The following is a 13712-nucleotide window of genomic DNA, read 5'->3' as shown; positions in this document are numbered from 1 at the left end:
GTGAGCGCCCCCATCCTGGTCATCGACTTCGGCACGACCACCTCGGCCGCGTCGGTCGTGGAGGACGACGACGCCTGGCTGGTCGCGGAGCCGGCCAGCGGCGGTTACCTGTGGCCGTCCGCGGTCTGCTGGGACGGCCAGCAGCTGCTCGTCGGCACGCTCGCCGACCGGCGCAAGCGCACCGACCCCACCACGTACTGGGCGGAGTTCAAGCGCGGCCTCGCCGTGGACACCCCCATCCTGCTCGGGCACCGCTGGTTTCGCCCCAGCGAGCTGGTCGTCACCGTGCTGTCCGCCCTCAAGGCGGAGGCGCAGCGCCAGCTCGGCGGCACCATCGACCGCGCCGTGCTGACCGTGCCCGCCAGCTACGTCAACGGCGACCCGCGCCGCGCCCGCATGGCCGCGGCGGCCGAGGCCGCCGGCTTCGTCGCGGTCGAGCTGGTGCCCGAGCCCGCCGCGGCGGCGTTCGCGTCCGACAGCGGCCAGCACGGCGGCGAGCTGGTCCTCGTGTACGACCTGGGCGGCGGCACCTTCGACGCGGCCCTGGTCCGGCTCGGCGAGACCTGGCACGAGGTGCTCGGCCACGCCGCGCTCGACGACTGCGGCGGCCGCGACATCGACGCCCTGCTGTCCAGCCGCATCCGGCACGAGAGCGACCAGTGGCTCACCCCGCTGCGCAACACCATGGCCGCCACCCCGTCCGCCCCGGCGGCGCTGCGGCTGAGCATGGCCATCGCCGACTTCGCCCAGCGCATCAAGCACCAGCTCACGGACGTGCCGGTCGCCCAGGACTTCCTCATGCCGAACACCCCGATGTACCAGCTGGCACGGCCCGAGTTCGCCCATATGACCGCCCCGCACATCGGCCGTACGATCGCGTGCTGCACCGACCTGCTGGCCCGCCTGGGCGTACCGCTGGGCGATGTGTCCTCGGTCGTGCTGGCCGGCGGCAGCTCCCGCATGCCGGTCATCGCCGAACGGCTGGAGCGCGACCTCGGCCGCCCCCTGCGCCGCATCCCGGAACCCGACCTGGCCGTCGTCCGGGGTGCCGCCCGCTGGTTGCAGCGCAGCGGGTCCCGGGTCGTCCAGGCCGCGCGCATCCCGGCCCGCACCGTACCGCTGGCGTTCCCGATCCCGGGCGGCTCGGCGCGCCTGCTGCGCTGGCACGTACTCCCCGGCGAGACGTACGCGGAGGGCAGCCGCCTGGCCCGGGTACGCCTGCCCAGCGGCGCCCTGTGGGACCTCACCGCGGCGGCCCCCGGCATGATCGACCGGTTCCTCGTCCAGCCCGGTCGCGACGTCGGCGCCACCGACTGGCTGGCCCTGGCCCGCCACTAGCCGCGCCAGCCCGCCTCCCGGAGCGCGGCGCGCAGCTGCGCCACCACCACCTCGGGCCGGTCGCGCACGAGCCAGGCCGGAAACCGCAGCACCCGGTCGCCGGTGACCCACAGGGCGTTCTGCCGCGCCATGTCCGCCCACACCTGCGTCGGGTTCGTGTGGTGCGCGCCGTCAATCTCCAGGTGCAGCCGGTACCGCTCGTAGTACCCGTCGAGGTAGCGCTGCCTGCCGTCGGCGTCGCGGCGGCCGTGCTGGAACGTGGGCACGGGCAGCCCCGCCTGCCGGATGATGCCGAGCAGGTCCAGCTCGCCGAGCGACGTAGCCCCGCCGGCCGCGTCGCGGGCGGTGGTGGCGGTGAGCGTGCGTCGTCGGGCGCGTGGCTGCCGGGCAACCGCGTCGAGCACGTCGTCGAGCCGTACGAACCCCTGCTGGAACGCGGTGGCGATGATGCCCCGCGCCTCCCGGTCACTGCGCGCCCACGCGGCCGCGTCCACGATCGACCGGGGCGGCCGTGTCCGGGGCGGCCGCGCCCCGGTGAACACGTCACGCGGCCCGAGCGTGGTCGTCCGCCGGACGCTCACCCCCTTCGGCGGCCGCCGGTGTCGCTGGTCGGCGCGGAGGAGCACAAAGATGGACGGCGGTTCGAACCCGATGAGACCGTGGGCACGCAGGGCTGACAGCCCGCCGAGCGGCGCCGGCTCGCCGTCACCGGCGGCAAGCGACGCGATCCACAGCCGTTGACGATCGGTGAGCTCACCGTTGTGCGTGACGAGAACGCCGAAGTGCGGCCGTTGCCACCGCCCGGAGGCGACCTGATGACGGATCGTGCTTTTGGTGAGCCAACGCCTGGCCTGGCGAACACCGAGCACACCGTTTTGATGATCAAGAATGTCGTCAATCCCACCCACTGCGGCAGTGTGCGCGGCAGGTCCTGCTCCGCGCTCGCTCCGCGCACCTTCTGTGGATAAGCGCTGATGGATCTTGGGACAAGAGGGTCGCGGTAGCGGCACTTTCGTCCCAAGATCCAATGTGGGTGGTGGTGGGGAAGTTTCCATGTCCGCCGGGGTCCTGGGTGGGGGCGGGGTGGCGGCGGCCAGCGCAGATCGTGTGAGGGTGGCTCATGTATTGATGAGCGTTGGTTGACGGGAGGTGGAGTGGCTGGTTACGTCGCGGTGGGCCCACCGTCCCGGGCCCGCTTAACGTGAGGAGCTACGGCGTGCTGACTTCGTCTCGACGCGTACTCGCCGGTGTGGCCGCCGTGTGCGCGGCTGCCGCCGCGGCGGTCGTGGTGATCGTCGCGCGGCCCGCGGACGCCGCCGCCGGCCTGCCGTACCAGGACCCGGCGCAGCCCGTCAGCGCCCGGGTGGCGGACCTGTTGGGGCGCATGAGCCTCGACGACAAGATCGGTCAGATGACGCAGGCGTCGAAGAACGCACTGCTCAGCCAGCAGGACATCGCGACGTACCGGCTGGGTTCGCTGCTGTCCGGCGGCGGTGAGGCGCCGAGCAACAACAGCGCCACGGGCTGGGCCGACATGTACGACGGCTTCCAGCGCACCGCGCTCACCACGCCGCTGGCCATCCCGATCATCTACGGGCTCGACGCCGTGCACGGCAACAACAACGTGTACGGCGCGACGATCTTCCCGCACAACATCGGCCTGGGCGCGGCCCGCGACCCGGACCTGGTGCAGCGCGTCGGCCGGGCGACCGCCGAGGAGGTCGCCGGCGCCGGCCTGGACTGGACGTTCGCGCCGTGCCTGTGCGTCGCGCGCAACGACCGGTGGGGCCGCACGTACGAGTCGTACGGGGAGAAGCCCGAGATCGCCGTCTCCTACGCCCCGATCATCACGGGCCTGCAGGGGACGTCGCTGAACGGCAGCGCCAGCATCCTCGCCACCGCGAAGCACTACGTCGGCGACGGCGGTACGACGAACGGCACCGACCAGGGCAACACGCAGATCAGCGAGTCCGAGCTGCGGGCGGTCCACCTGCCGCCGTTCCAGGCCGCGATCGCCAAGGGCGTCGGCTCCGTGATGATCTCCTACAGCTCGTTCAACGGCGCCAAGCTGCACGGCCACAAGTACCTGATCACGGACGTACTGAAGACGGAGCTGGGCTTCACCGGGTTCGTCGTGTCCGACTGGGCCGGCATCGACCAGATCGACGGCGGGACGGGCTTCACGCAGTCCGAGGTCGCGACCGCCATCAACGCGGGCATCGACATGGTGATGGTGCCCAACGACTACCGCACCTTCATCAACCACCTGCGCAACGCTGTCAACGCCGGCCAGGTGCCGCTGTCGCGCATCGACGACGCGAACAGGCGCATCCTGACCAAGAAGTTCGAGCTGGGCCTGTTCGAGCAGCCGCTCGCCGACCGCACCTACACGTCCACTGTGGGCAGCCAGGCGCACCGTGACCTGGCCCGCGAGGCGGTCCGCAAGTCGCAGGTGCTGCTGAAGAACACCAACAGCATCCTGCCGCTGGCGAAGACCGGCCGGATCTTCGTGGCCGGCAAGAGCGCCGACAACATCGGCAACCAGTCGGGCGGCTGGACGATCTCGTGGCAGGGCGCCTCCGGCAACATCACCCCGGGCACGAGCATCCTGCAGGGCGTCCGGCAGACCATGGCGCCCGGCTCGACGATCACCTACAGCGCGGACGGCTCCGGCATCGACTCCTCCTACTCGGCGGCGATCGCCGTGGTGGGCGAGACGCCCTACGCGGAGGGCCGGGGCGACCGGACCGGCTCGATGAGCCTGGACAGTACGGACCTGGGCGCGATCGCCCGGCTGCGGGCCGCGGGGGTTCCGGTCATCGTCGTACTCGTCTCCGGACGGCCGCTCGACATCGCCGCCGAGGTCGGCAACTGGAACGCGCTCGTGGCCGCCTGGCTGCCGGGCACCGAGGGCCGCGGCGTGGCCGACGTGCTCTTCGGCGACTACAACCCGACCGGCAAGCTGCCGGTGACGTGGATGAACAGCGTCAGCCAGCAGCCCATCAACGACGGCGACGGCAAGACGGGCCTCTACCCGTACGGGTACGGGCTGAGCTACCCGATCGTCACGCCGACGAGCCAGCCGCCGACGACCGCCGTCCCGACCAGCGTGGCTCCCACCAGCGCGGCCCCGACGAGCGCGGCCCCGACGAGCGCGGCCCCGACGAGCGCGGCCCCGACGAGCGCCGTGCCGACGACCCGGCCGCCGACGAGCGCGGTCCCGACGACCCGGCCGCCGACGAGCGCCGTGCCGACCACCCGGCCGCCGACGAGCTCGGTGCCGACGACGGGCGCCGCGACGTGCACGGTCACCTACAAGGTCGCCGGCCAGTGGCAGGGCGGCTTCCAGGGCGACGTCACGATCCGCAACACGGGTTCGTCGCCGATCGCCAACTGGTCTCTGAAGTGGACGTTCGCGAACGGGCAGGCGATCAGCCAGCTGTGGAACGGCAGCTACACCCAGTCGGGTTCGGCCGTGACGGTCAGCGGCGTGAGCTGGAACTCCACGATCGCGCCGAGCGCGTCCGTGAACCTGGGCTTTCTCGCCTCGTGGAACGGCACGAACGCGGCGCCCGTTTCATTCACCCTCAACGGGGGTCCGTGCGCGGTCGGCTGAAGCTAATCTGCCCACATGTCCCCCTCGCGTACCGCCGCGGCGCTCCTGTTGAGCGTCGCGGCGGTTGCCGTCAGCGCACCCGCCCACGCCCACGTCCACGCGCCCGTCGAGTCATGCCTGACCAGCAAGCTGGTCTCGCCACGGCCGAAACCGTCGCCGCTGCCGACCCGCGACCCAGCCCAGCCGGTCATCGGTGGTGCCGCGCTGGCCGCGCCCGGCCTCGTCGTGCCCGCCGACGCGACCGACCTGCCGAAGAAGGTCACCGCCCGGTCGTGGCTCGTGGCCGACGTCGACACCGGAGAGGTCCTCGGCGCGTGCGGCGCGCACGAGTACGGCGCGCCCGCCAGCGTGCAGAAGCTCCTGCTCGCGGCCACCCTCATGGACAAGCTCGACGCGAAGCAGAAGGTCAAGGTCACGAACGCCGACCTCCAGTACGAGCCGGGCAGCTCGGCCGTGGGCCTCGTCTCCGGCGGCAGCTACACCGTGCGTACGCTCTGGTTGGGCCTGCTGCTGAACTCCGGCAACGACGCGGCGAACGTACTGGCTCGCGTCGGCGGTGGCGCGGCCGGGGTGCGCGGCACGATGGGCGAGATGAACGGCCTCGCGCGAAAGATCGGCGCGTGGGACACGAAGGCGGTCACACCGTCCGGACTGGACGGTCGCGGCCAGGTCACGAGCGCGTACGATCTGGCGCTCATCGCCCGCATCTGCTTCGCCAACAAGGACTTCCTGGCGTACGCCCAGACGCCGACGACGATGATCCCGGCGCAGAAGCCGCGCTACGCGGCGTTCCAGATCCAGAACGACGTGAGCTTCACGTTCGCCTACCAGGGCGCGCTCGGCGGCAAGACGGGCTTCACGGACTTCGCGCGGCACACGTTCGTCGGTGCCGCGCAGCGCAACGGGAAGCGGCTCGTCGTCGCGGTGCTGGGAGCGGAGAACCGGCCGGCGAAGGCCTGGCAGCAGGGTGCCGCGCTGCTCGACTGGGGCTTCGAGACGGTGGGCTCCGAGCCGGTCGGGAAGCTGGTGAGCCCGGACGAGGTGGCGGCGCTGGCGGTGCCCGCGGCGGCCGCCGCGTCGGCGACCCCGGCCGCGCCGCCGACGCCCAAGCCCGCGCCGGTCGCGTTGCCGCGCACGTCCGGCGTGAACTGGTTGCCGCCGTGGGCGGTGCTGGTGCTTGTCGGCGTCGGCATCGCGGTGTTCACCACGATCGGCATCGTGCAGAGCCGGAAGAACAAGCGGCGTCGCCGCCGTCGCTGAACGGCCCCGGTGCCGGGCACGCCCGGCACCGGGGACCGGTGTGTCAGCGCAGTGGGCCCTTGTTGGGCTTGCGGTGGGTGAGCGCCCCGAGCTGCGGGGCGTTGACCGGACCGGCGTACGGGCCGGTGCCCCCGGTCGCGCGGCCGACGAGCGCGCCGCCCGCGCCCGCCAGGGACGGGCCGGTGGCGCCCCGCGCGGCGGCGGGTAGCTCCGTGTCGGCGCGTGCCGCCTGCGGCTGCGGCGGCAGCAGGGTGTAGTGCGCCTCGATCGCGGTGTAGTACGCGCGCTCGTAGCGCTCCGCCATGACGGGCGCGGAGAAGTTCTCGCGCACGTGCGCCACGCACGCCGCCGGGTCCAGCTCGCGGGCCGCGTGCAGCGCGTCGGGCAGCTCCTCCACGGTGTCGCAGATGAAGCCGGTGACGCCGTCACGGATGATCTCGGGTACCGCGCCGCGGCGCAGTGCCACGACCGGCACGCCCTCGGCCATCGCCTCGATCATCACCATGCCGAACGGCTCCTCCCACCTGATCGGCAGGATCATGCAGCGCGACGCCCGCAGCCGCTCGAAGATCTCCGGGCGTTCGGCGTTGACGAGCACCTCCACCGAGTCGTCGAGCATCGGCGAGATGACGTTGTTGAAGTACCTTTCCTCCAGTGCCTCGTTGCACTTGCCCGCGAGCAGCAGCGGCAGGCCGGCCGCGCGGCAGGCCTCGATCGCCAGGTCCGGCCCCTTGTCGGGGTTGAATCGCGCGAGCCAGACAACCGGGCCGTCCCCGACGCGGTCCGGGACCTCCTTGACCTCGTCCACAATAAGACCATTGTGGACGGTCGCGATCCACGGCAGCGTCGGCCGGTACCGGCGCTGGCTGTGCGAGATGGCGATCAGCCGGATCGTGTCACCGACGGCCTCGTAGTAGTCGCCGAGCTCACCGGCCACGCCGCCGTGCACCGTGAGTACGGTCGGCGTGGTGAGCCGGCCAGCGGTGAGCGGGCCGGGCGCGGTGTGGTCGTGCACGATGTCGAAGTCGCCGGCCGCGAGGAGCCGGTTCACCCGCGCGGTGTGCAGCACGTCCGGCATGGTCTCGCCGAGGCGTGGGAACTGCAGCGTGGGTGTGGTGCTCACGAACTTCGCCTTGGTGCCGGTACGCTCGCCGGCGCCGAAGAGCGTGACGTCGTGTCCGCGGTCGACCAGACCGTCGATCAGGGCGGACGCGATCATTTCAAGGCCGCCGTAGCCGCGGGGCGGCATTTCGTACCAGGGCGGGACAACCATGGCGATCCGCAGCGGACGTGGCGTCGTCCGCGCCGAGGCTCCCCGCACGGCGGCGACACGCGGTCCCGCGGCGACACTGGATAACTTAGGTTTCTCCAACTCGTCCATGGCTACCTGCCTCCCTAGGCTGGTGACGAGTACGCGCCTTTCGGTGCGTACACCAAGGTCCACTTACCCGCTGGTTGGCCATTCCAACCATGGGCGCAAGTGTTCGAGAGGTGCAGATGCGCGCAGACCTGGTCAACATCCTCGTCGGTAGCACGTTCGTCGTGAGCGACACGAGAGGGGACATTCGTCCGGGAACCGACGAGGCAACTGGCCTATTTTACCGCGATATGCGGCATTTGTCCCGTTGGGAGATCCGGCTCAACGGCCGCGAACTCGATAGTCTTTCGGCCACGACGATCGAGTACGACGAAGCGGTCTTCTACCTCATCGAGCCCACCGGCACCGTGTACCGCAATCCCACCGTGTCGCTGCTGCGCCGGCGGTTCGTCGGCGACGGCATGCACGAGCAGCTTGAGGTCACCAATCACGGCATCGAGCCGATCCACCTGGAGCTGTCCATCCTGTTCGCCGCGGACTTCGCCGACATCTTCGAAGTCAAGGACCAACTCGCGAAGGTCGGCGAGTTCCACCAGGTCGTGGGCGACACGCGTACGACGCTGACCTACCGCCGCGACGACTTCAGCCGGGAGACGAGCGTGCTCGCCCCGGGCGCGTTCCTTACGGAAGAGTCACTCACGTACCGGGTCGAGCTGGGCCCCGCGCAGACCTGGCGCACGGAGTTGCAGGTCGCGGTCGGCACGCAGCTGACCGGTCCGACGCCCCGGCGGGCCCTGCACCAGCCCGACATGGCGGCCGGCCTCGACGACTGGCTCGCCGCGGCGCCCGTCCTCGAATGCGGGTGGGAGGACCTCACCCGCACCTACCGGCGCAGCCTCGTCGACCTCGCGGCCCTGCGGTTCTATCCGGAGAGCTTCCCGGACTCGTCGCTGCCCGCCGCCGGCCTGCCGTGGTTCATGGCGCTGTTCGGCCGCGACAGCCTGATCACCAGCTACCAGGCGCTGCCGTTCATGCCCGAGCTGGCCCGGACCACCCTGCGCGCGCTCGCCGCGCAGCAGGCCACGGAGGCCGACCCGTTCCGCGACGCCGACCCGGGGAAGATCCTTCACGAACTGCGCCACGGCGAGCTGACCTACTTCGGCCAGCGGCCCCAGTCGCCCTACTACGGCAGCTGCGACGCCACGCCGCTGTTCCTCGTCGTCCTCGACGAGTACGAGCGGTGGACGGGCGACGTCGCCACCGTACGGGCGCTGGAACCGGCCGCCCGCGCGGCGCTGGCCTGGATGGACGAGCACGCCGACCTCACCGGCAGCGGCTACCTCGACTACCAGACCCGCAACCCCGAGAGCGGCCTGGTCAACCAGTGCTGGAAGGACTCCTGGAACTCGATCGTGCACCCCGACGGCCGCCTCGCCAGTCACCCGCACGCGACCTGTGAGATCCAGGGGTACGCCTTCGACGCGCGCATGCGCGCCGCGCGGCTCGCCGAGCAGATCTGGGGCGACGCCGAACTCGCCGCCACGCTGCGCGCCTCCGCCGCGAAGCTGCAGGAACGCTTCGTGAACGACTTCTACCTGCCCGACGAGGGCTGGTACGCGCTCGCGCTCGACGGCGAACGCACCCCGGTGCCCACCCTCACCTCCAACATCGGGCACCTGCTGTGGAGCGGCATCGTGCCGGAGGAGCACGTCGACGACCTCGCCGGGCACCTCATGGGCGAGCGGCTGTTCTCCGGGTGGGGCGTGCGCACCATGGCCTCCGGCCAGCCCGCCTACAACCCGCTGGAGTACCACAACGGCACCGTGTGGCCGCACGACAACGCCCTGATCGCCGCCGGTCTGGCCCGGTACGGCCGCACCGAGGCGGCCGCCCGCATCGCCGTGGCGCTGTTCGAGGCGGCGAGCCAGGTCAACTACCGGCTGCCGGAGGCGCTCGTCGGGTACGCCCGCCGGCCCGGTCACCCGCCCGTGGCGTACCCGTCGGCGTGCTCGCCGCAGGCGTGGGCCGCCGGTACGCCGCTGTTGTTGCTGCGCGCCCTGCTCGGCCTCGAACCCGAGGGCGACCGCCTGCTGTCGCGGCCCGTCCAGGTCGACGCGATCGGGTGGTTGGCGCTGCGGGGGATACCCGGCCGGTGGGGGCGCAGCGACACCACCCGGTGAGGGACATCCGCGTCGCCACTCGCGGTACGCGTCGTTGTGCCTGATGTGTCGACCCTGGCCCCAGAGCCCCCGGTAACGGGCCAGCTGTCCGACGCCGGCCGCCCCGGCCCGCGCCGTCGCCGGCGCGCCGGGGCACCGGCCGGCATCTCAGTGACCGTGGTCGTGCCCGTACGCGACCCGGCCGCGCCGCTGGACGCCCTCGTCCGGGCGCTCGGCCGGCAGGGACTCGCGGACGACGCGTACGAGGTGATCTTCGTGCTGGCGCCGGGCGACGGCGAGTGCGCCGCCCGGGTCGGCCGGATCGCCCAGCGCGTGCCCCAGGCGCACGTGATGAGCGACGACCCCGAGGCCGTGCCACCGGCCGCCGCGCGGGGCGACTGGATCCTCGTCCACGGCGAGTACGGCCAGCTCACCGCCGGGGCACTGCGCCGCCTCCTGGATGGCGCGGCGCGGCTCGGCGTGGCGGCCCTCCTCGGCGGCGACGGGTCGTACCGCCGGTTGGGCGCCCCGGGGCAGCGGCGGGTCGTCGCGGCCGACCTGCCGCTGGTCGACGGCCCGGGCGGCGTGGCGCTGCTGCGGCGTGACTTCCTGGCCCGCCAGCGGCTCGCCGTGCCCCTCGGCGCCGACGCGCTCGCCCGCGCGTTGCTGCGCGCCGGCGAGGTCGGCCTGCTCGGCGGGAACCCCTGCTACCTGCGCGGGCGGGACGTCGAGCCGGCGCCGTGGGAGGCGGCCGATCTCCTCGACGTGCACGACTGCGACGCCTTCCGGCTCGCCCTGCTGCGCTCGATGGTCGACTGGGCGGCCGGCGCCTCCGTCCTCGCCCGCGCCGACCGCTTCGCCCTCCTGGACGGGGCCCGGCAGCTGATCAATGAGGAGCTTCCCGACGGGCTCGACGCCCGGCTGCCCGCCGCCACGCGGGTTCGCTGCCGGCTGCTGCGCGAGGGCCGCTTCGCCGACCTGGTCGACTGCGTGCGCGCCGAGGCCGCCGTCCGCGCCGAGGTCACCCTCACGGGTGCCGCCTGGCGCGCCGGGGCCCTCGAACTCGACGTGCTCGCCCGCCTGGTCGCGGCCGATGGAACGCCGCTCGCCTTCGCCGCCTCGGGCGACCTGCGGCTGTTCCCGGTGCCGGTGCGCGCCGTCGCCCCCGCCACCCGGGACGCCGCCGTCGACCTGGCCGCCGGCGCCGTCGAGGTACTGCTCCACCACGGGAGTACGGGCGAGAGCGTCGCACTGCCCACCGACGTGACCGTCGTGCGCGACCACGATGGACGCCACGAGCGGGTCAGCTTCACCGCCCGCGCCCGGCTGGGACCGGCGGCCCCGGACGAGGACTGGGCGCTCGTCGCCGGGGCCTGGACCGTGCGGCTGCGGGTTGACCTGTGCGGCCTGCGCCGGGAGGTCGACATCCCGCCGCCCCGCCGGCCCCGCCGATGGCCGCCCGCTCGACTGGCGCCCGCGCGGACGATCCCCGGCGGGTACCGCGTGTCCCTGACGGCCCTCGACCGCGTCACGGCCCGCATCCGGCCGTGACCTGGGACGCCGCGCTACACCGGTGCCAGCGGGGTGTGCGGGGGCGCGGGGAGGGTGACCTCGATGGGGTCGCCGGGCTGGACCTCGCCGTCGGTGACGACGATGCCCATGATGCCGCCCTTGCGGATCACGGTGCCGTCCGCGGCGCGGTCGAGGACGGGACATAATGGGTTCGTGGGCGCGCTCACGGTGATGACCTGGAACGTCGAGAACCTCTTTCGACCGGCTCAGGCGACGGACGCTTACCGGCGCAAGGTCGACTACCTGGCGAGGATCATCGCGACGGTGCGCCCCGACGCCCTGGCCGTGCAGGAGATCGGCGACCCGGGGGCCATGGCGGACCTCGTCGCCGCGCTCGGCGACGGCTGGCACGCGGCCCTCAGCGATCACCCCGACGGGCGGGGCATCCGCGTCGGTGTGCTCGCCCCGCACCCGGTCGCCGTCGAGGCGCAGATCGTGGAGTTCGGGCCGACGGGCCTGCCGGAGGTGCCCGATGTGGACGGTGGCACGCTCACGGCGATGGGGCGCGGCGCCGTCCAGGTGCGCGTCGGCGATGGGCCGCGGGTCGTCACGGCGCATCTGAAGTCGAAGCTGCTCACGTTCCCGCAGGGCCGCCGCGCGCCGCGCGACGAGGACGAACGCGCGCGGGGGGCCGCGTACGCGCTGCTGCGCCGGGCCGCGGAGGCGGTCGCGGTCCGGGTACACCTCAACGCGGTGATGGACGGCGTACCCACGGTGTTGTGCGGAGATCTCAACGACGGACCCGACGCCGTCACGACCACCCTGCTCGGCGGACCGGAGGACGCGGACCCGCGGCGTCCCGACAAGGGTGACCGGGTCCGGCTGTACAACCTGGCGACCCTGCTGCCGGCGGGGCGCGCCTACTCGCGGATCTACCGGGGGCGCGGCGAGCTGATCGACCACATCCTGGTCTCCCGCGAGCTGCGGCTGCGGGTGACCGGCGTGGACAGCCTGGTGGACGACATCGGGTCGATCACCGCGTCGTTGGCGGACCGGCGCGACGCGATCGTGCCGGATCACGCGCCGGTCGTGGCGCGCTTCGCCGCGAGCGGCTAGCGGACCACGACCGGCGAACGGTGGCGCGAGGTCAGCTCGTCCAGCGGCGCCGTGACGCGGCGATGGCCAGCACGCCCAGGCCGATGAGTACGCCCGACACGATGAGCATGCCGGTCACCGGTCCACGGTTGGCCCCCGGCGTGACGGCGAGCGTGCCGCCCGAGCCCCCGCCCGAACCGCCACCCGAGCCGGTGACCTTGGTGGCCGACGGAGTCGTGACGCCGGAGCGGGGCCCGCGCATGAGGGTCTGTCCGTTGACCGGGACGACGTCCTCGGCCTGCTGCTGCGTCCAGCTCGCCATCACCATGGTCTGGTAGAGGGCGATCTGCGCGGTCACGTTGCCCGGCAGGGTCGTGGGCTCGTAGACGACCTCGGAGCCGGCCGGCACGCGGGCGGCGCCCTTCGCGGAGATCTTGAGCGGGCCGGGGCTGGTCACCTTGAGGTAGAGCTTCGTGGTGGCCGGGACGATTGCGCCGTTCGTGATCGGCCGGGTGCCGGCCGAGTCGGCGTAGAGCGTGCCGCTGGACGACGACACGATCACGTCGCCCACGCCGCCGTTCATCGTGAACGGGCCGGTCACCTGGCCGAGGTAGGCGGTGCTCGGGCCGTCGAGCATGAGGTCGGGCACGCCGGCGTTGCTCAGCGGCCCGCGCTTCAGCGCGTCGGCGACGATGGCCACGGTGGCCGCGTGCAGCGGGTCCTCCGGCGCGACGACGAGCTTGTTGGTGAAGAACCAGATCGCCAGCTGCACCGCGGCGGCCTTGCCGGCGGCGGAGGCCTGCGAGGCCGGCGCGTTCGTGATGGGGTAGTTGTTCATGATGATCGTGCCGACGTACCCCAGGTTGGGGGTCGTGGCCGTCTTCGCCGCACTGATCGTGTACTTCACGCCGGGAGCCGTGGCCGTCGTCGCGTCCACGCAGTAGAGCTTGACCGACTGGCCGGTCTCGGTCCTGGCATCGTAGAGGCCGGCGAGCAGCGGGCTGCCGTCCGGCGAGACCGCTGCCGTCCAGGCGCGCGTCTTCGTGCCCGTCGGGTAGCCGGTCAGCACGCTGAAGGTGGCCGGGCCGAAGTGCGCGTTCGTGCGCACCTGGGCGACGGCGCCCTTGAGCGTCAGCTGCTTCGGGAAGGGCGGGGGGTCGGCCGCGCGGGCCGGCGACGGCTTGGCGGGGATCGCGGCGGCCAGCGAAGGGCCCGTCGCGAGCGCGCCAGCGATGCCGACCGTAGACAGGAGAACGGTGGCCACTATCCGATGGTGGGCACGCCGCATCATCGCCTCCTCGGGAAGACGTCTGAAGACTACAACGAATCTGCACTTAAGAGCCATAATATGCACTATTAGGTACTTTTTCCCGTATTCGCCTCGGGCGTGGCATGTTTGTGCAGGCGTGGTGGG

9 protein-coding genes and 1 pseudogene are annotated in these 13712 nt (G+C 72.5%); 6 read left to right on the top strand and 4 right to left on the bottom strand.

What is annotated here, in order from left to right; all coding sequences use genetic code 11:
• A complete protein-coding gene (locus ABD191_RS14975) occupies positions 1-1338 on the top strand; it encodes an Hsp70 family protein (protein ID WP_344081904.1) in 1338 nt (445 codons plus the stop codon).
• On the opposite strand, the gene ABD191_RS14970 is transcribed toward ABD191_RS14975, so the two are convergent.
• Entirely contained in the window at positions 1335-2246 is a 912-nt protein-coding gene (locus ABD191_RS14970) for an endonuclease domain-containing protein (RefSeq protein WP_344081902.1), read from the bottom strand. The two genes, ABD191_RS14975 and ABD191_RS14970, sit on opposite strands and share 4 nt — an antisense overlap.
• A 308-nt stretch (positions 2247-2554) precedes the next feature.
• Here ABD191_RS14970 and ABD191_RS14965 point away from each other — a divergent pair, with 308 nt between their 5' ends.
• On the top strand, positions 2555-4954 hold the full coding sequence (locus ABD191_RS14965) for a glycoside hydrolase family 3 N-terminal domain-containing protein (RefSeq protein ID WP_344081900.1): 2400 nt from the start codon (positions 2555-2557) through the stop codon (positions 4952-4954).
• Positions 4955-4969: 15 nt separating this feature from the next.
• Positions 4970-6214, top strand: coding sequence for a D-alanyl-D-alanine carboxypeptidase family protein (locus ABD191_RS14960; protein WP_344081898.1), 1245 nt, complete (start codon positions 4970-4972; stop codon positions 6212-6214).
• Between the two features lie 232 nt (positions 6215-6446).
• Here ABD191_RS14960 and ABD191_RS14955 read toward each other — a convergent pair.
• Positions 6447-7595, bottom strand: a pseudogene (locus tag ABD191_RS14955) (glycosyltransferase family 4 protein); the annotation flags it as partial.
• A gap of 116 nt (positions 7596-7711) precedes the next feature.
• Here ABD191_RS14955 and ABD191_RS14950 point away from each other — a divergent pair.
• Both ABD191_RS14950 and ABD191_RS14945 read left to right on the top strand, forming a co-directional pair.
• Positions 7712-9712 (top strand): amylo-alpha-1,6-glucosidase, encoded by a 2001-nt coding sequence (locus ABD191_RS14950; protein ID WP_344081892.1) that lies wholly within the window; start codon positions 7712-7714, stop codon positions 9710-9712.
• Positions 9713-9748: 36 nt separating this feature from the next.
• A complete protein-coding gene (locus ABD191_RS14945) occupies positions 9749-11242 on the top strand; it encodes a hypothetical protein (RefSeq protein WP_344081890.1) in 1494 nt (497 codons plus the stop codon).
• Positions 11243-11256: 14 nt separating this feature from the next.
• Here ABD191_RS14945 and ABD191_RS14940 read toward each other — a convergent pair whose 3' ends face one another.
• The gene (locus tag ABD191_RS14940; RefSeq protein ID WP_344081888.1) at positions 11257-11430 is read right to left on the bottom strand and encodes a hypothetical protein; all 174 of its coding nucleotides are present in this window, start codon (positions 11428-11430) and stop codon (positions 11257-11259) included.
• Here ABD191_RS14940 and ABD191_RS14935 point away from each other — a divergent pair.
• Positions 11417-12319, top strand: a complete 903-nt coding sequence (locus tag ABD191_RS14935) for an endonuclease/exonuclease/phosphatase family protein (protein ID WP_344081886.1) — start codon at positions 11417-11419, stop codon at positions 12317-12319. The two genes, ABD191_RS14940 and ABD191_RS14935, sit on opposite strands and share 14 nt — an antisense overlap.
• Positions 12320-12350: 31 nt before the next feature.
• Here the strand turns inward: ABD191_RS14935 and ABD191_RS14930 are convergent, their stop codons facing one another.
• Complete coding sequence (locus ABD191_RS14930) at positions 12351-13562, bottom strand: Cys-Gln thioester bond-forming surface protein (protein ID WP_344081883.1); 1212 nt, start codon at positions 13560-13562, stop codon at positions 12351-12353.
• Positions 13563-13712: the final 150 nt, after the last annotated feature.

The sequence above is a fragment of the Luedemannella helvata genome, from assembly GCF_039528415.1.
Taxonomy (GTDB): Bacteria; Actinomycetota; Actinomycetes; order Mycobacteriales; family Micromonosporaceae; genus Luedemannella; species Luedemannella helvata.
The sequence above is the reverse complement of the archived record's forward strand: the minus strand, read 5'-3'. Positions and strand labels throughout refer to the sequence as shown.